This is a genomic window from Mesorhizobium sp. M0060, from assembly GCF_040323155.1.
GTDB lineage: Bacteria > Pseudomonadota > Alphaproteobacteria > Rhizobiales > Rhizobiaceae > Mesorhizobium.
In genome coordinates this window covers 21,608-39,520 of the sequence record NZ_JAMYUP010000051.1, presented here as the reverse complement: position 1 = coordinate 39,520, position 17,913 = coordinate 21,608, and the positions used below count along the sequence as shown (strand labels likewise).

15 protein-coding genes and 2 pseudogenes are annotated in these 17,913 nt (G+C 64.5%); 11 read left to right on the top strand and 6 right to left on the bottom strand.

What is annotated here, in order from left to right; all coding sequences use genetic code 11:
* Together NKJ94_RS29595 and NKJ94_RS29590 are read left to right on the top strand one after the other, a co-directional pair.
* Positions 1 to 350 (top strand): annotated as a pseudogene (locus tag NKJ94_RS29595) (beta-ketoacyl-[acyl-carrier-protein] synthase II); the annotation flags it as partial.
* 87 nt (positions 351 to 437) lie between these two features.
* Positions 438 to 1,167: pseudogene (locus NKJ94_RS29590) on the top strand (NADPH-dependent F420 reductase).
* Between the two features lie 93 nt (positions 1,168 to 1,260).
* Here the strand turns inward: NKJ94_RS29590 and NKJ94_RS29585 are convergent.
* The 3 genes from NKJ94_RS29585 to NKJ94_RS29575 all read right to left on the bottom strand — a co-directional run bounded on the left by NKJ94_RS29585 (position 1,261) and on the right by NKJ94_RS29575 (position 4,328).
* Positions 1,261 to 2,517 (bottom strand): RNA polymerase sigma factor, encoded by a 1,257-nt coding sequence (locus NKJ94_RS29585; RefSeq protein ID WP_352530284.1) that lies wholly within the window; start codon positions 2,515 to 2,517, stop codon positions 1,261 to 1,263.
* 85 nt (positions 2,518 to 2,602) lie between these two features.
* Positions 2,603 to 3,004 (bottom strand): YciI family protein, encoded by a 402-nt coding sequence (locus tag NKJ94_RS29580; RefSeq protein ID WP_352530282.1) that lies wholly within the window; start codon positions 3,002 to 3,004, stop codon positions 2,603 to 2,605.
* A gap of 388 nt (positions 3,005 to 3,392) precedes the next feature.
* Entirely contained in the window at positions 3,393 to 4,328 is a 936-nt protein-coding gene (locus NKJ94_RS29575) for a GNAT family N-acetyltransferase (protein ID WP_502904227.1), read from the bottom strand.
* A gap of 209 nt (positions 4,329 to 4,537) precedes the next feature.
* Here NKJ94_RS29575 and argE point away from each other — a divergent pair, with 209 nt between their 5' ends.
* The 6 genes from argE to NKJ94_RS29545 all read left to right on the top strand — a co-directional run bounded on the left by argE (position 4,538) and on the right by NKJ94_RS29545 (position 11,239).
* Complete coding sequence (gene argE, locus NKJ94_RS29570; protein WP_352530278.1) at positions 4,538 to 5,662, top strand: acetylornithine deacetylase; 1,125 nt, start codon at positions 4,538 to 4,540, stop codon at positions 5,660 to 5,662.
* A gap of 116 nt (positions 5,663 to 5,778) precedes the next feature.
* Positions 5,779 to 6,702, top strand: a complete 924-nt coding sequence (locus NKJ94_RS29565) for a 2-hydroxyacid dehydrogenase (RefSeq protein WP_352530276.1) — start codon at positions 5,779 to 5,781, stop codon at positions 6,700 to 6,702.
* Positions 6,703 to 6,726: 24 nt separating this feature from the next.
* Entirely contained in the window at positions 6,727 to 7,083 is a 357-nt protein-coding gene (locus tag NKJ94_RS29560; RefSeq protein WP_352530274.1) for a cupin domain-containing protein, read from the top strand.
* Between the two features lie 158 nt (positions 7,084 to 7,241).
* Entirely contained in the window at positions 7,242 to 8,705 is a 1,464-nt protein-coding gene (locus NKJ94_RS29555) for an aldehyde dehydrogenase family protein (RefSeq protein WP_352530272.1), read from the top strand.
* Positions 8,706 to 8,721: 16 nt separating this feature from the next.
* Entirely contained in the window at positions 8,722 to 9,765 is a 1,044-nt protein-coding gene (locus tag NKJ94_RS29550) for a tartrate dehydrogenase (RefSeq protein ID WP_352530270.1), read from the top strand.
* A 16-nt stretch (positions 9,766 to 9,781) separates the two neighbouring features.
* The gene (locus NKJ94_RS29545) at positions 9,782 to 11,239 is read left to right on the top strand and encodes an NAD-dependent succinate-semialdehyde dehydrogenase (protein WP_352530268.1); all 1,458 of its coding nucleotides are present in this window, start codon (positions 9,782 to 9,784) and stop codon (positions 11,237 to 11,239) included.
* 15 nt (positions 11,240 to 11,254) lie between these two features.
* Here the strand turns inward: NKJ94_RS29545 and NKJ94_RS29540 are convergent, their stop codons facing one another.
* On the bottom strand, positions 11,255 to 12,532 hold the full coding sequence (locus tag NKJ94_RS29540; protein WP_352530266.1) for an NAD(P)/FAD-dependent oxidoreductase: 1,278 nt from the start codon (positions 12,530 to 12,532) through the stop codon (positions 11,255 to 11,257).
* A gap of 13 nt (positions 12,533 to 12,545) precedes the next feature.
* On the bottom strand, positions 12,546 to 13,214 hold the full coding sequence (locus NKJ94_RS29535) for a haloacid dehalogenase type II (protein ID WP_352530264.1): 669 nt from the start codon (positions 13,212 to 13,214) through the stop codon (positions 12,546 to 12,548).
* 308 nt (positions 13,215 to 13,522) lie between these two features.
* On the opposite strand from NKJ94_RS29535, the gene NKJ94_RS29530 reads away from it, so the two are divergent.
* The gene (locus NKJ94_RS29530) at positions 13,523 to 14,359 is read left to right on the top strand and encodes a GNAT family N-acetyltransferase (RefSeq protein WP_352530262.1); all 837 of its coding nucleotides are present in this window, start codon (positions 13,523 to 13,525) and stop codon (positions 14,357 to 14,359) included.
* A 14-nt stretch (positions 14,360 to 14,373) separates the two neighbouring features.
* Positions 14,374 to 15,747: an aspartate aminotransferase family protein gene (locus NKJ94_RS29525; RefSeq protein ID WP_352530260.1), complete on the top strand. Its 1,374-nt coding sequence runs from the start codon at positions 14,374 to 14,376 to the stop codon at positions 15,745 to 15,747.
* Positions 15,748 to 15,774: 27 nt separating this feature from the next.
* Here NKJ94_RS29525 and NKJ94_RS29520 read toward each other — a convergent pair whose 3' ends face one another.
* Positions 15,775 to 16,251: an Lrp/AsnC family transcriptional regulator gene (locus tag NKJ94_RS29520; RefSeq protein ID WP_111548027.1), complete on the bottom strand. Its 477-nt coding sequence runs from the start codon at positions 16,249 to 16,251 to the stop codon at positions 15,775 to 15,777.
* Positions 16,252 to 16,587: 336 nt separating this feature from the next.
* On the opposite strand from NKJ94_RS29520, the gene NKJ94_RS29515 reads away from it, so the two are divergent.
* Positions 16,588 to 17,913 (top strand): NAD(P)/FAD-dependent oxidoreductase, encoded by a 1,326-nt coding sequence (locus NKJ94_RS29515; RefSeq protein WP_352530257.1) that lies wholly within the window; start codon positions 16,588 to 16,590, stop codon positions 17,911 to 17,913.

The window sequence follows — 17,913 nt, the reverse complement described above, 5'->3', positions numbered from 1 at the left end:
CCTCCACGCCGGTCGGTGATGCGGGGGAAATCGAGGCGATCAAAAGGGTCTTTGGCGCGGATTTCAGCATAGCTGTCAGCGGAACGAAGGCGGCGACCGGACACCTGCTTGGCGCCGCCGGCGGACTTGGGGCCATCTTCACGATCCTGGCGCTCAGGGACCAGGTGGCGCCCCCGACGCTCAATCTGAGAGTTCCCGACCCGGCGGGCGACGGCATCGACTTCGTCGCAAACCAGGCGCGGCCGATGGCGATGGACTACGCGATCTGCAATGGCTTCGGCTTCGGAGGAGTCAACGCCAGCGCGTTGTTCCGGTGCTGGACGGACAAGCTGGCCGGGGCGAGCGCATAGCAGGAGCTGTGAGCGCGTTCGGGAGGTAGCAATTGTGGCGCTGCGCGGACAAGGCAGGCGCTCTCACTTTTCACGAAAGGACATCTAATGAAGATCGGAATCCTCGGCGCGGGAGCCATCGGCGCCACTTTGGCACGGAAGCTTGCCGCCAGCGGCCACGAGGTCAGGCTCGCCAATTCGAAGGGGCCCGACACCATTCGCGACCTTGCCCGCGACGCAGGAGCTAGGGCTGTGTCGAGGGACGAAGCCGTGCAGGGCGTGGAGGTGATCGTTGTTTCGATCCCGTTCGCGAATTATCCCGATCTCGCCAGCCTCTTCAACGAGGTGTCCGCCCACGTCGTCGTGATCGACACCTCTAACTATTACCCGTTCCGTGACGGCGTGGTCGCCGAGGTCGATGGCGGCAAGCCTGAAAGCGTCTGGGTGAGTGGGCAGATCGGTCGTCCCGTCATCAAGGCATGGAACGCCGTGCTGGCTGCAACGCTGGCCGAGAGAACCGGCCGGGGCATCTCGGCGTATCGCAATTCCGGTTGCCGGTGACGACCCGAGGGCCAAGGCCACTGCCATGGAGCTGGTCGAGGCCACCGGCTTTGACGCGCTAGACTCTGGGAGTCTCAGTGAGTCCTGGCGTCAGCAGCCGGGCACCCCGGCCTATTGCACGGAACTGACGACGAACGAGTTGAAATCGGCGCTGCAGTCGGCCGACCGGTCTCGTGCGCCTGGCAATCGCGACGCACTACTCAAGGAATTCATGGCGGCCGGCGGCAAGCTGACCCACGATGAAACCGTCGCCCGCAACCGGGCGGTGACCGCGTGAGGCCTCGACCAATCCCCGCGGCCACAGCGCCCGCTACATCCACCGTGGGGAAGCCCAGCCCGGGCCGCGCTTCAGACACAGAGATCGACGCTGTCAACCACAAGCGTCTGCGCGGGCGAGGAGAAAGGCCGCTTCCCGCACATTGCGGGTGAGCTTGGCCGCAGCCTCGAATTCGGCGCGGGCCTCGGCCAGTCGGCCCGCCCGAAATAGAAAGTCGCCCCTCGCCGCCGGCAATGGCGCGTAGTTGCGCAGGGCGGCGGCGTCGGCAATCTCGTCTACCAGCCGCAGGCCCGCTTCAGGCCCGAAGGCCATGCTGTGGGCGACCGCTCGATTGAGATCGACCACCGGCGAGGGCATCACTGCTCGCAGCCGGTCGTAGAGCGCTGCGATGCGGGGCCAGTCGGTATCGGCCGGACTGCGCGCGCGCGCATGGCAGGCTGCAAGCGCGGCTTGCAACGCATAGGGGCCATCGCCCCCGAGAGCTTCGGCGCGGGCCAGCGCGTCAAGGCCTCGGCGGATCAGCAGCTGGTCCCAGCGTGCGCGATTCTGCTCGGTCAGCGTTACGAGGGCGCCGTCCGGCCCGATGCGTGCCGACAGGCGCGATGCCTGGATTTCCATCAGAGCGAGCAGACCGAACACCACGGCATCCTCGGGCATCAGCCCCGCCAGCATGCGGCCCAGCCGTTGCGCCTCCAGGCACAGGCCCGGCCGGACAAGGTCGTCGCCCGCCGTGGCAGCATAGCCTTCATTGAAGATGAGGTAGATAACCTCCAGCACCGAGGAGAGACGCGCCGCACGCTCGGCGCCGCGCGGCACCTCGAAGCTCAGTCCGGCCTTTCCGATCGTCCTCTTCGCGCGGACGATGCGCTGGGCGATGGTCACCTCGCTCGACAGGAAAGCACGGGCGATCTCGTCAGTCGTCAGACCGCCGATGACACGCAGCGTGAGCGCCGCACGCGCGTCGGCCGAAAGTACGGGGTGGCAGGCTGTGAAGATGAGGCCCAGCAGCTCGTCGCCAAGATCATCGTTAGTGGCCACTTCGATCACCTCGGCAGAGTCGTCGCACTCGCCGTCCAGCTCACGCGCGATCTCTTCATGCTTGCGCTCATGCATCTTGTCGCGACGGATCGCGTCGATGGCGCGGCGTTTGGCGACCGTCATCAGCCAAGCGCCGGGATTGGCCGGAACGCCGGTCCTGGACCATTCGGACAGGGCTATGACCAGGGCGTCCTGCACCAGTTCCTCTGCAAGGTCGACATTGCGCACGAAGCGAACCAGGCCCGCGATGAGCCTGGCCCGTTCAATGCGAAAAATCGCTTCGATCGCCTGATGCGTCTCGCCTGCAGTCATGCTGTCTTGTTGGCCAAAGCCATGAGGGAGGCAAGCAGATTGCGGCCGACAGTCTCAGTTGCCGCTGCGCTTCTCGCGCATCCGGTCATGGATTTCCGTGACCTCCGGCGTCAGGTTCCCATTGCCAATCAGCCATCTCGTACAGCGGCCGGATTTCGATCTCGCTTGGTCCCGGCATGGGATTGGGGCAGCGCTTCACCCAGGCAACTGCCTCGTCCATGTTCTTGACTTCCCAGAGCCAAAAGCCGGCGACCAGCTCGCGGGTCTCGGCGAAAGGCCCGTCGATGACGGTACGGCGGGGACCATCGAACGCAACGCGCTTGCCCTGCGAGGAGGGCTTGAGGCCGTCGGCGTCGAGCAAGATGCCAGCTTTGCGCAGCTCATCGTTGAATCTGCCCATCGCCTCCATCGCCTCCTTCGCCTCGGGCGTGGGAAGAAAGCCCTTTTCGCTGTCCTCGGTAGCCTTCACCAGCACCATCACACGCATCGTCTGTCTCCTTGTTTGAGCCGGCCTCATCGGCCTGGCATCGGAACGACGAACGGAGTTTTAGGAAATCGACATCGTCCTGCAATTTTTTTCGACGGTTGCGGCGCAGGGCGCCAATGCCGGGTCCAGGTCAGGGGTCGCGATGGCGCGATATCGAGAGTGGGCGCAAAGCGGACCGCCGATTGCAAGTAATTCTACGCCGGAGTCCTCCCCACAGCGTTAGGCGCTTTACCTGTCACTGACCAACTCGGCCGGTTGACCTGGCGAAATGAACCAGCGTCGATTCCACTATCGCAGGCTGTTGGGCGTGTGATCCGATTCGGGTTATGCGCTGTCGACGGGCCGACTCTCCCACGACGGACGATCCCGTCGTCATTTCAAGAAAAGATCAGCCAAAGGCCTGGCTGGCCAATGCGTAGGTGACTGGCAACATACCGGTATCCTGTTCGCTTGCGACAGCCCACGGCCGGCCAAGCCACATGCTGGTCACCGTATCGTAGACCGGCAGACCTGACCGCGCCACGAACTCCGGGAACGGGCCCGTCTCCTGCCGCGTGTCGAGGCGCAGAAATTGCCCGACGTGCTCCGCGACATGCGGCCCCGTGACGGCAATCGCATCGTCATCCGTCGCGGCCACCACCGGCCCGACAACATGGCCGCGTCCGAAAGGACGACAAAGAGCGAAAGCCTGGATGCGGCCTTCGCGCAGAAGCGCCACGCCCTTCGAAACGTCCAACAGCCGTGCCATCAGCGCGGAACGATCAGTGCCGTAGGCGCTGCGATCGAGAGCCACGAGTCGGGCTAGATCGGAATGCTCGATGTTGCGCAAGGTAGCTCCGGCAGGCAGCAATGCGGATGCGGGCATCACCGCGTCGCCCTGGCACTGGTAGACGAGCCGCGCGGGAGCAAAACCAAGAGACAGATAAAGACGGCGCGCCGCTCGGGTGGCGTTCAAGCCTAGGCTGCGCGAGCCGACCCGCGCCAATACGTTGTTCATGATCCAGCGGCCGGCGCCATGGGCCTGCAAGCGCGGCGAGGTGATGACCATGCCAACCGTGGCGAAGTTCGCTCCGAGGGGAAACCACATGGCGGTGGCCACGACCCGCCCGATTTCGTCCTGAGCCGCTATTCCTTCGCCGATTTCCAGCAACATCTGCCAGTCTTCGGCCCGATGCGGCCAGCCGACGCTGATCGAAAGCCCATGCAGCTTTTCAAGCTCAACGTTGGCGATGTCGCCGACCTTCAACTCGAAAGAACTGAGCCGGATGGATTCCGCTGCCTTCAACGACGCCTCTCGGGGCAAATTTGATGGACCTGACTTCATCGAGTCAAGCATAGCCATCTAAATCACAGAATCCGCTTCAGATGAGGCTGTAGTCGAAACTTTTCACTGTAGATCAACGGCTTTCCGCATCCAGGATTTGGAGCGCGTCTCTATGTTGAAGCGGAAGGCTCCCGGAATCGCCCGCCAGTTTGCCGCAGAGGATCCGCAATGTCTCCTTTCGTCCGACACCGTACCCGCGAGCAAGCAACATGACGGCCGAGCAAATCCTGGCCCAGCTTATTGCCTTTGCCTCGGTCGTCGGCCAGCCAAACTGGGCGATCGTGGAATGGATTGCCAACCATGCCGAAGGTTGCGGCGCGAAGGTAACGATCCTCCCCGGACCGGAAGGCGACCGGGCAAACGTGTTCGCCACTTTTGGCCCGGCAGACGTGCCGGGTTTCATCTTGTCCGGTCATATGGATGTGGTCCCGGCCGAGGAGCCGGGCTGGACAACCGATCCGTTTGTGCTGCGCGCCGAGGGAAAGCGGCTCTACGGACGCGGCACCAGCGACATGAAAGGCTTTCTGGGCTGCGTTCTGGCCGCCCTGCCCGTGTTGGCGGCCAAGCCTCTTCTCCGTCCCATCCATCTAGCCTTCTCCTATGACGAGGAAGCCGGCTGCCGCGGCGTGCGGCATCTGATCGAACGTCTGCCTCAGCTCTGCGCAAAGCCGCTAGGCTGCATTGTCGGCGAGCCAAGTGGGATGCGCGCGGTCCTCGCCCATAAAGGCAAGGCCGCGGCGCGTGTCGAAATTCGCGGCCGTTCAGGCCACTCCTCGAGACCCGACCAGGGGTTGAACGCGATCCATGCCATGGCCGCGGTCCTGGCCGGGGCTGTGCAAAGCGCCGAAGCACTCAAGGCAGGGCCTTTGGATGCAAGTTTTTCGCCGCCCTATTCCTCGCTCCAGGTTGGCGTAATTGGCGGCGGACAGGCGCTGAACATCATTCCGGATTTCTGCGCCGCCGAGATCGAGGCGCGCGCCATCGCTGGCGTCTCTCCCGCCGCATTGCTGGCTCCCCTGCAGGCCGCAGCGGCAGACCTGAGCATTCAGGGGTTCGATATCAGTTGGGACATGCTCAGCGAATATCCGGCGCTCTCACTCGCCGCCGAAGCGCCGCTCGCCAGCCTGCTGCGGGACCTGTCGGGGCAAGAGCCGCTAGCCGCAGTGAGCTACGGCACCGAAGCAGGGCTTTATCAGGCGGCGGGAATAGAGGCGATCATCTGCGGGCCGGGCGACATCGGTCGTGCACACCGGCCGGACGAATACATCGAGATCGGCGAGATGGCCGCTTGCCAGCGGATGATCGAGGATCTGGGGGAGCGGCTTCGCTCCTGAAGCCTTCTCGACTGGTGATGAATTTCAGCGCGATCTGCCGTCAGGCTCGACCGCTTCAACGCATCCTGCGGCGCTGCGTCAGCCAAGCTCGATCATCGCTTGCCAAGGAACCTCGAATGGCTTTCCTGATCAATTCCGATCCCGAGCGGGTCCGGATTTTCGCGGACGAGTTCGCTCGCGAATTGCCGGGACTGCGTTTTGCTGCCGACCCTGCCGCGGTCAACAAGGCCGAGGTCCGTTATCTGCTGACCTGGTCGGCACCCGAAGATCTCGGCAGTTTTCCCAATCTGGAAGTGCTGTTTTCGATCGGTGCCGGCGTCGACCAGTTCCGCACAGACCTCCTGTCCGCGAAGGTCAAGCTGGTGCGGATGGTCGAGGAAGGCATCATCCGCATGATGCAGGAATATGTGACACTCGCAGTGCTGGCGCTGCATCGCGACCTGCCGGGCTACCTTGCCCAGCAGGCGCGCAGCGACTGGCGGGCTCGTCCAGTGCGGCAGGCGCCGGACCGGCGGGTGGGCGTGCTCGGCCTCGGCATGCTGGGGTCGGCGGTCCTCGATCGGCTGCGGCCCTTCGGCTTTGCGCTGTCGGGCTGGAGCCGCTCCGCGCGCGACATCCCCGGCATCCGCTGCCATAGCGGCGAAGCGGGGCTGAAGACCTTTCTCTCCCAAACCGACATTCTGATCTGCCTCTTGCCGCTGACCGCCGAAACACGTGGTTTCCTCAATGCCAGTGTGTTCGCCAGCCTGCCTGCCGGGGCGAGCCTGGTGCATGTCGGACGCGGGCCGCAACTCGACCAAGCAGCTCTGCTTGCCGCACTCGACAGCGACCATCTTGCGGGGGCGATGATCGACGTGACCGATCCCGAGCCCTTGCCGGCCGACCATCCGTTCTGGCGCCATCCCAAGATCCTGCTGACCCCGCATGTGGCCGGCGTCACGCAGCCGGAGACGGCGGCAAAAGCCGTGGTCGCCAACATTCGCCGGCATGAAGCCGGACTCGATCCCATCGGTCTCGTCGACCGCAACCGGGGTTACTGACCCTCGCTCGACAAAGGAAATCCCATGTCCCTGCTCAAGACAATCGATCCGAAGCCGCTCAACGCGCCGCGGGAATCAAAGGCGCTGCCCGACCGCCTGATCTCCGGCGATCCCTCCTTCAAGACCTGGGCGCAAGACACCGCACGCGACGCCACGATTCACACCGGAATATGGGAGGCGACACCGGGCGAGACGCGCTCCATCAAGGGAACGACCTTTGAATTTTGCCATATCCTCGAGGGCGTGATCGAGCTGACGGAAGACGGCGGCAAGACCAACACCTATCGCGCAGGCGACAGCTTCGTCATGAAACCGGGTTTTACCGGAATATGGCGAACGGTCGAGACCGTGCGCAAGATCTACGTCACCGTCACTGACTGATCTTCGCGATCGCCCTTCGGTGGCAGCCCTATCCTCCGAAGATTGCGCTGAAACAACGTCGTGAAACGGGATATTCCATCGCCGGCCCCGTCGCGGTCGATGCAAACTGCGCTGCGATGACGGCTAGAGTGCCCCTGTCCTCAAGACAAGGCGACACCATGTCCCTCAGCTTCGATCCCGACGCCCTTGCGTTCCCGCATGGCCACTTCATCGGCGGACGGCTCATCCCCGCAGCCGGCGTGCTGCCGATGCATCGCCCGTCGGACGGCGCGGCCTATGCGGACTGTCCGGTGGCCGGCACCGACGTCGTCGACCAGGCCGTCGACGCAGCAAAGCACGCACTCAAGGACAGTGGCTGGGCAGGCCTGCGCCCGCGCGAACGCACCCGTGTCCTGCAGCGCTGGGCCGACCTGATCGAGGCCGAAGCCGAGACAATGGCCCGACTGGAGGCCGTCGCGTCCACCCGCCCCGTCGGCCAGCTCATCGAAGGTGACATCGCGATCACGGCCGAGCAGATCCGCTTTTTCGCCGAGTTCGCCGACAAGGAAGGCGGCGACCTGGTGCCGACCGCCGACGCCAGCCTGGGAATGATCCTCACCGAGCCCTACGGCGTCGTCGGTGCGATCACGCCGTGGAATTTCCCGCTCTCGATGGCAGGCTGGAAGCTGGGGCCGGCGCTGGCCGCGGGCAACGCCGTGGTGCTGAAGCCCTCCGAGATGACCCCTTTCTCAGTGCTCTACATGGCCGAACTCTCGGTTCGGGCCGGCCTGCCTGCCGGGCTCATTAACATCGTTCTGGGCGACGGCCCGACTACCGGCAATGCGATCACCGGCCATCCGGAAATCGGCAAGATCAGCTTTACCGGATCGACGGCTGCCGGTGCCGCGATCATGCAGAACATCGCCCGCACAGGCATCAAGCCGATGACCCTGGAATTGGGCGGCAAGAGCCCGCAGCTCGTCTTTGCCGATGCCGATCTTGATCTCGCGGCCAGGGCCGTCGCGCAAGGCATTCTGTCGAATGCGGGGCAGGCCTGTGTGGCAGGTTCGCGGCTGATCGTGGCCGAAGCGATCGCTGAGCCGTTGGCACAGGCCATCGCCGCGCACATGGCGGCAATCCGTCCCGGCCCGACCTGGGACGAGGCGACGCGTTATTCGCCGATCATCTCGGAACGCCAGCTCGGCCGGATCGACGCCATCGTCCAGGCCGCCGTCAGTGCCGGCGCCGAATGCCTCGTCGGCGGCAAGCGGCTCGACCGGGAGGGCTATTTCTACGCGCCGACACTGATCGGGGGCGTCGACCAATCCTCCCCCGCGGTGACTGAGGAGATTTTCGGGCCGGTGTTGACCCTGCAGACATTTGCCGAGGAGGAAGAAGCAATGGTCCTCGCCGACCATCCGACCTATGGGCTCGCCGCTGGTGTCTTTACCCGCGATCTTTCCCGCGCCATCCGGGTAACGAAGCGCCTCCAGGCCGGCACCATCTGGGTCAACCGCTACAACCGCTCCCGCGACCACATCCTGTCGACCGGCGGCTACAAGCGCTCCGGCATCGGCAAGGATCTTGGCCGCGAGGCCTATCTCGCGAACCGCAAAAGCAAAAGCGTGCTGATCGACCTTTGATGCTGAAGGACGGAATATGAAGAGCTATTCCATCGCGTTGATCCCCGGCGACGGCATCGGCAAGAGCGTCACCGACGCGGCCTGGCAGGTGCTCGAGGCCGCGGCCAGGGGCTCCGGCTTCGCGCTGCAGGGCCAGCACTTCCCCTGGTCCTGTGCCTACTACAAGCAAACCGGCAGGATGATGCCGGAAGACGGGATCGAGACCTTGCGCGGCTTCGACGCGATCCTGCTCGGCGCAGTCGGCTGGCCGGCGGAAGTGCCGGACTCGGTGTCTCTGTATGGGCTCCTTCTGCCGATCCGCAAGGCGTTCGTGCAATACGCCAACATCCGGCCGCACCGGCTGCTGCCCGGGGTCGAGGGACCGCTGAAGGCCGCAAGTTTCGACATCCTCTGCATCCGCGAGAATACCGAGGGCGAATATTCCGGCGCCGGCGGCCGCGTGCACCAAGGCACCGGCGATGAGGTCGCGGTGGAGACCTCGATCTTCACACGCAAGGGCGTCGAGCGGATCCTGCGCTTTGGCTTCGAGCAGGCGCGGTTGCGGAAGCGAAAACTCGCTTCGGTGACCAAGTCGAATGCGCAGAAATACTCGATGGTGTTCTGGGACGAGGTGACGGCGCGCCTTGCCACCGAATATCCGGACATCCAGGTCACCAGCTACCATATCGATGCCATGGCCGCGCGGATGGTGATGGCGCCGGAAAGCCTCGACGTTGTCGTTGCCTCCAACCTGTTCGGCGACATCCTCACCGATCTGGGCGCGGCGACCCAGGGTGGCCTCGGCTTCGCCGCCTCCGCCAACATCAATCCGGATCGCAGCGCGCCTTCGATGTTCGAACCGGTTCATGGCTCAGCCCCCGACATTGCCCATCTCGGCATCGCCAACCCGATCGCTGCCATCTGGTCCGGGGCGATGATGCTTGGCCATCTGGGCGAGCATGACGCGGCAGCGAGGGTGATGGCGGCGATCGAAGCCGCGACCGCGCGCGGCATCGGCACGCGGCCGGGCGAGGACCGGACCGAGGTGATCACCACGGCCGTGCTGGCAGCACTTGCCTGAACCGGGAGGGAAAGACATGAAAGAATTGAACGACAAAGGCCTGTTCCGGCAGCAATGCCTGATCGCCGGCGGGTGGCAGGATGCGACCTCACGCGCCAGCGTCGAAGTGATCGATCCCGCCGCCCAGGCAGCGATCGGCTCGGTCCCCGATGTCGGTAGGGTTGAAACCCGCGCGGCGATCGAGGCGGCGCAAGCGGCCTTCGGCCCATGGCGTGCGAAAACGCACGCCGAGCGTGCCGCGCTGCTGGAAGCATGGCACATGCTGATGATCGAAAATGCGCAGGACCTGGCCCGCATCCTGACGCTCGAGCAAGGCAAGCCGCTGGCGGAGGCGCTTGGCGAAATCCGCTACGGCGCCTCTTTCGTCAAATGGTTCGCCGAGGAGGCGCGCCGGATCGGCGGCAGCACCATTCCCTCGCCGACGCCGGATCGGCGGATCGTGGTGCTGAAGGAACCGGTCGGCGTCTGCGCCATCATCACGCCGTGGAACTTCCCCAATGCCATGATCACAAGGAAAGTCGCGCCAGCGTTGGCGGCGGGCTGCACCGTGGTGGTCAAGCCTTCGGAATTCACCCCGTTCTCGGCGCTGGCGCTCGGCGTGCTGGCGGAGCGCGCCGGCATTCCCGCCGGCGTTATCAACATCGTTACCGGCATGCCAGCGGACATCGGCGCCGAACTGACGGCCAACGAAACGGTACGCAAGATCTCCTTCACCGGCTCGACCCGCGTCGGATCGTTGCTGATGCGCGGGGCGGCCGACAGCATCAAGCGCCTCAGCCTCGAACTCGGCGGCAACGCGCCGTTCATAGTCTTCGACGACGCCGATCTCGACCTCGCCATCGAGGGTGCCATCGTCTCCAAGTTCCGCAATGGCGGGCAGACCTGCGTCTGCTCGAACCGTCTCCTCGTGCAGTCGGGTGTCTACGACGCCTTCGCCAGCAAGCTCGCCGCGCGGGTTTCGGCGATGAAGGTGGGGCCAGGCACCGAACCCGGCGTGGAGATCGGACCGATGATCAACGCCGCCGCCATCGACAAGATCGACCGGCATGTCTGCGACGCGCTGGCCAAGGGCGCCCGCGTGCTGTCGACAAGTCCCGCGATGCCTGAGGGCAAGCAATATGCGACGCCGATGGTGCTGGGCGATGCGACGGCGGACATGCTTCTGGCCGGCGAGGAAACCTTTGGTCCGGTCGCGCCGCTGTTCCGCTTCGAAACCGAGGCCGAGGCCATCACTCTTGCCAACGGCACACCCTACGGTCTAGCCGCCTATTTCTACAGCGAGAGCCTGAAGCGGTCATGGCGGGTGGCGGAAGCGCTTGAATTCGGAATGGTGGGGCTGAATACCGGCGCGATTTCAACCGAGGTCGCCCCGTTTGGTGGTGTCAAGCAATCGGGCCTGGGACGCGAAGGGGCGCAGTGCGGCATTGAGGAATATCTCGAAATGAAGAGCTTCCATATCGGCGGGCTGAGCTAGCCAGTCCAATGGCCGTTACTGAAAGCGATCGAGCGTCTTATAGTAGAGACCGACGAGCGGCAGGAACCAGGGCTTGCCGAAGTGACCCGGGACCGCGGGCCACCCAAGACCGGCGACCGGGTTGCGATCGGCCTTGCCCAGAATGGCGTCGGCGATGATCATTCCCATGTGGGTGGACATCTGCGCGCCGTGGCCGGAATAGCCCATGGCGAACCAGAGACCGTCGGCAAAGCCCGCGCGCGGGAACCGATCCTTTGTCATGTCCACCAGCCCGCCCCAGCAATAGTCGATCTCGACCTTGGCCAGATGCGGGAAGATCTGCGCCAGGCTTGCGCGCAGAATCGCGCCGCTCTTTTCGTCCGACTGCTGGTCGGAGGTGGCCGAAAATCGCGCGCGTCCACCGAAGATCAGCCGGTTGTCCGGCGACAAGCGAAAGTAGTTGCCTACATTCAGCGAGGTGACGAAGGTCCGGTTGCCCGGCACCGTTGCCGCGATCTCGGCCGGGGAAAGCGGCCTCGTGGCAATGATGAAACTGCCGACCGGCACGATGCGGCGGCGGAAGTAGCCAAAGGCACTGGTGGTATAAGCGCCTGTCGCCAACAGGACATTGTCGGCGGCGACAGTGCCTCTCGGTGTCGTCAGCTCATGCCGGCCCGCGGCCGACCGGTGCCCGGTCACCGGCGTGTTCTCGAAAATCGTTGCACCCTGCCGCACCGCGGCCCCGGCGATGCCAGAGACAAACCGTCCCATATGCATCATCGCGCTCTTCTTCGACAGCATCGCGCCATGGAATACGGACGAGCCGATCTCGCTCTTCAGATCAGCTGCCGTCAGCAGTGCGGTGTCGGGATCGACCTCGCGGTTGACGGCTGCAAAATTGCGGGCGATTGCCTCGAAATGCGCCGGCTTGGAGGCAAGCTTCAGCTTGCCTGAGCGGCGGAAGTCGCAATCGATCGCCTCCTCCGCCACGATGCGCTCGATCGTATCGACGGAATCGTCGAAGGCGCGATAGAGCGCCACGGCACGTTCGGGTCCCAGTTCGGACTTGGCGGCGAGAAAACTATGGGCGAGGCCATTGTTGAGATGGCCGCCATTGCGGCCCGAGGCGCCGCAGCCGACGCGGCCCGCTTCCAGTAGGACCACCTTGGCGCCTGCCTTGGCCAGGTGCCGCGCCGCCGCCAGCCCGGTGAAGCCGCCGCCGATGACGGCCACGTCGTAGCGACCCTCGGCCGGTCCTTCGGCCGCTCCTGCGAAGACCGGAGCGGTATCGTGCCAGTAGGACTCGAACTTCATCGCCAAGACTCCATCAGAGCCCGACAACCCCGGGCAGGCCCGAGATGTCCTTGATCTCGGTGTATTCATAGTAGGGGTTGGCGGGCTCATGGCCGCGATTGACCCAGACCTTGTGCTTGATGCCCAGATCATAGGCGGACATCAGGTCGTAGCGGAACGACGAAGAGCAGTGCAGCACGTCCTGCGGACCGCAACCCAGCATGTCGAACATGTATTCGAAGGCTTGGAAGCGCGGCTTGTAGGCATTGGCCTGCTGGGCGGTGTAGACGGCGTGGAAGGGTGCACCGAGCTTTTCCACATTCGACATGATCTGCTCGTTCATCGCGTTGGACAGGATGACCAGCGGGATTTCCTTGGCGACCTTTGCCAGACCAGCCGGCACGTCCGGATGCGGGCCCCAGCTCGGCACAGTCTCGTAGATGGCACGCGCGTCCTCGGCGCGGAAGGCCACCCCGTTCTTGCGGCAGGTGCGTTCGACGGCATTGTGAATGACTTCGTTGTAGGGCTTCCAGTCGCCGAGGATTTCGTCCAGCCGGTAGGCCGCGAAATTCTTGATGAACTGCGCCATCTCCGGCGCGTCGAGCTGGGGTCCGTATATCCTCTGCGCGGCCTCGGCCATCTGGAAGTTGGTAAGCGTGCCGTAGCAGTCGAAGGTGATGTATTTGGGCCGGAACTGTGACATGTCGCGAAAGTCCTTCCAAATTGCGGTGCGGGCCTGGACTGCATCATAGGCAGAGGCATCCCCGTTCGATCACCGCAATTGCAGCCATTGAAAGCAGAATGTTTCGTATCATTGCTGCCGGGGCGGAAAGTTGTGCCGTCGCCGCCACCTCAGGGGAGCGGACGTTCCATCGCGGTCGTCAACCTGCGGCAGAAGATGCGGCGAGCGCCGCAAGGGACGGCGGAAGATACCGCGCCCGGCACGTCGTCGGGACGATCTTCTTTGCCGACGGGTCTATCACAGGGCAGCGAACCGTCGGAAATGAGCTCATGCAGACAGACGAAATCACACTCGTGGATTTTGCCCCCGAGCATCTCGATGGCGCGGTGGCTTTGTCGTCCCAGGCGGGCTGGCCGCACAGGCGGGAGGACTGGGCGATGGGGCTGGCGCTCAGCGCCGGCTTCGTCGCATTGGAGGGCGAGCGGGTTGTCGCAACCACGCTGGTCACACCATACGGCAAAGCTGCCGCCACCATCAACATGGTAATCGTCGATGTTGCGATGCGCGGCCGGGGCATCGGGCGCAAGCTGATGGATCTTGCCCTGCAAGCGAGCGAAAGCCGCGAATGCCGGCTGGTGGCGACACGGGAAGGCCTGCCACTTTACGAAAAGCTCGGCTTCCAGGCGACCGGGGCGGTATTGCAGCATCAGGGCCTGCTCGCCGAGACCCTTGCCGGCGAAGGCGTCGAGTGGGCGACGGCGGACGATGCCGCTGCATTCGTGGAGCTGGACCGTTCGGCCTGCGGCATGGACCGCGGTGGTCTGATCAGGCTGCTGTGCGAACAGGCGCGCATCGCCGTTCTGCGCCGGGAGGGAAAGCCCGTCGGTTTTGCGGCGGTGCGCACCTTCGGCCGCGGCAAGGTCGCGGGGCCGGTCGTAGCAGAGACATCTGAGGCCGCCCGCAGCCTGCTCTCATTCCTTTTTGCCGCCAGCCCCGGCACCTTGTTGCGTGTCGATACATCAGAGAGTTCAGGGCTGTCGCCGTGGCTTGCCGGACTGGGCCTGGCCAGGGTGGGAGGCGGGATCACCATGCGCAGGGGCGACCCCGCTTCCCGGCGGGCGCCACGCGTCCAGACCTTTGCCCTGGCCAGTCAGGCCCTTGGCTGAACCCGGAGGAAAACATGCGGAGCAATTCCTTGATCGAACTCGACCGCGCCCATCTGGTGCATCCGGTCGCCTCCTATCGCGGCCATGAGAAGGCCGGGGTACGCGTCCTGCAATCCGCCACCGGCGCCACCGTCACCGATGCCACCGGCCATCAGATGATCGACGGCTTTGCCGGCCTGTGGTGCGTGAACGCCGGCTATGGCCAGGAAAGCATCGTCGAAGCGGCGACCCGGCAGCTGCGCGAATTGCCGTATGCCACCGGCTATTTCGGCCTCGGCTCCGAACCGGCCATCCGGCTGGCGGCGGAACTTGCCGAGCGGGCGCCGGGCGACCTCAATCACGTCTACTTCACGCTTGGCGGCTCCGATGCCGTCGATAGCACCATCCGTTTCATCCATTATTACCAGAATGCCAGGGGCATGCGGCAGAAGAACCAGTTCATTTCGATCGAACAGGGCTACCACGGCTCGTCAACGGTGGGTGCGGGGCTCACCGCCTTGCCTGCTTTCCACGCCGGCTTCGGCGTGCCGCTGGACTGGCAGCACAAGATTCCGTCGCACTATGCCTACCGCAATCCGGTAGGAAGCGATCCGCAGGTGATCATCGCCGCCTCGGTCGCCGCACTACGCCATAAGGTGGAAGAGCTCGGCCAGGATCGTGTGGCGGCCTTCTATGCCGAACCGATCCAGGGTTCCGGCGGCGTGCTGGTGCCGCCGCCGGGCTGGATGAAGGCGATGCGCGATCTGTGCACGGAGCTGGACATCCTCTTCGTCGCCGACGAGGTCATCACCGGCTTCGGCCGCACTGGACCGCTGTTTGCCTGTTCCGAGGACAACATCGTCCCGGATCTGATGACCACCGCCAAGGGCCTGACCTCCGGTTATGCGCCGATGGGGGCGGTTTTCATGTCAGACCATGTCTACGACACGATCGCGGACGGCGCGGGCGAATCCGCCGTCGGCCATGGCTATACCTATTCCGCTCATCCCGTCAGTGCGGCTGTCGGCCTCGAGGTTCTGCGGCTCTATGAAGGCGGTCTGCTGGACAACGGCCGCAAGGCAGGAGCCCGGCTGATGTCGGGCCTCGAAAGCCTAGCCGACCATCCGCTGGTCGGCGACGTGCGCGGCCGTGGCATGCTGGCGGCGATCGAGCTGGTCGTCGACAAGCAACGCAAGACCCCGCTTCCACCAGCGGCCAATCCGTCGCGGCGGATATTCGACCGCGCCTGGGACAACGGGCTCATCATCCGGGCTTTCGGCAATGGCGTGCTGGGTTATGCCCCACCGCTCTGCTGCACGGAGGCCGAGATCGACGCCATCGTCGATCGCACGCGCATGACACTCGACCAGACGCTGGAAGACCCGGACGTTCGCGCCACCATGGCGTGAACCCGAAGCGCGTCACTGCATGGCCTGCTACAGCGGAAACAGGCTCTTGAGCGGCATGTAATTTTTGACGATCGGCGACTTCAGCACGACGAAGCTGAAGTACTTGTCGATGCCGATATCCATGTCCGTAAGCCGCTCCATGATCGCCTGATATTCGGCAATCCCGGCGGTGACGAATTTCAGCAGATAGTCGTAACCGCCGGAAACGAGGTGGCATTCGACCACCGAATCCACCTTTTCAACAGCGGCGAGGAAGCGCGCGAAGTCGATCTGGCGGTGGTTCCTCAGCGTCACCTCGGTGAAGACGGTGAGCGTCTGCCCCAGTTTTGCGATGTCTATCTGGGCGGAATAGCGGACGATATAGCCTTCGGCCTGCAGCTTCTTCACCCGCATCAGGCAGGGGCTGGGCGAGAGATTGACCAGCTCCGCCAATTCCACATTGGTGATGCGGCCGTTCTTCTGCAGTTCGTAGAGGATCTTGATGTCGATCCGATCGAGTTTCATGCACGGTCCAAGGCAAAGGCTCGGCACGGCGCCGGCGGATCTGATCGAAGCATATTATGCCGAAGCCGAGCAGGAGCAAGGACAAACACCCGCTGCCGCTTTCGGCAATTCCAGGAAACCTGCACCCAAGCGCGCGTTTGAACGGATTTGTACGATGTCCTGAGGTCTTCGTTCTATGCATTTCGTCGGCCTGCCGCGCGCTTTTGCTCGATATGCGGTAGCAGAATCCCCCGCTGGCAGAGCTCTTGACCAAAGGAAATGCTGCGGCCCGTCGATCTGTGGCAATCGTCGCCTCGCCCGGAGCAGTAGAGTGGTCGCCGCTGCCGGAGATTTCGCATGCCCTCCCCGCTTCTGCATATCGAGACCACGCCAACCTTGCCGGCGGCGGCCGATGTCGTCGTGATCGGTGGCGGGATCGTCGGCGCCTTCGCGGCATATTATCTCGCCCGGCGCGGCTTGCAGGTGGCCTTGCTGGAAAAGGGCCGGATCGGCGCCGAACAGTCCAGCCGAAACTGGGGCTGGTGCCGGCAGCAGAACCGCGACGCCCGGGAACTGCCGATGGCCACGGCAAGCCTCGCACTCTGGGAGCAGCTTGCCAGCGAAATCGGCGAAGATCCGGGCTTTCGCCGTTGCGGGCTCCTCTACCTCAGCAACGACGAGGCCGAGATAGCCCGCTGGGCCCGCTGGCGTGATTTCGCCCACGGCGTCGGCGTGACCACGCATATGCTCAGCCCCGACGAGGCAAGCGAGCATGGAAAAGCCACCGGCCAACGCTGGAAGGGCGGCGTCTTTTCACCTTCCGACGGAACCGCCGACCCCTCCCGCGCAGCACCCATAGTGGCGCGTGGCGTCCTGAAGGCCGGCGGAAGTGTCCATCAGATGTGCGCCGCGCGCGGCATCGAGACCGAAGCGGGCCGGGTCAGCGCGGTGATCACCGAGGCGGGCACAATCCGTACCAGGACAGTGGTGCTGTCGGCGGGCGCATGGGCCTCTTCGTTCTGTCGCCAGCTCGGCGTACGCTTTCCGCAAGCCTCCGTCCGCTCTTCGATCCTTTCGCTCGCACCCGGACCTTCGGGGCTGCCGGATGCGCTGCACACTGCCGAGATCTCGGTCACCCGCCGCGGCGACGGCGGCCACACGCTGGCTATCAGCGGCCGCGGCAGCCTTGATCCGACGCTGCAGCAGCTGCGTTTCGCCCGCGAATTCGTACCGATGTTCGCCCGGCGCTGGCGCAGCCTTGCTCCCGGCACCTTGCAGGGATGGCAATCGGGACACGAGAGGCTGGCCCGCTGGCGGCTCGATGCGCCGACGCCGATGGAGCACAACCGCATTCTGGACCCGCGCCCCGACCGGGGATTGATCCGGGAAACACACCGGCGCGCCTGCGCGTTGCTGCCGACGCTGCAAAATGTGCCAGTCGCGGCCAGTTGGGCCGGCTATATCGACAGCACGCCGGACGGCGTTCCCGCCATCGGCGAGGTCGAGGGGCTGCCGGGCTTCATCCTGGCGGCCGGCTTCAGCGGTCACGGCTTCGGTATCGGTCCTGGCGCGGGCCACCTGATCGCCGATCTGGCAACCGGCTCGACTCCTGTGGTCGATCCCATGCCCTATCGCCCGGAGCGGCTCGATGCGTCCGCCTGGGGCAAGGTGGCGGAGTTCTGA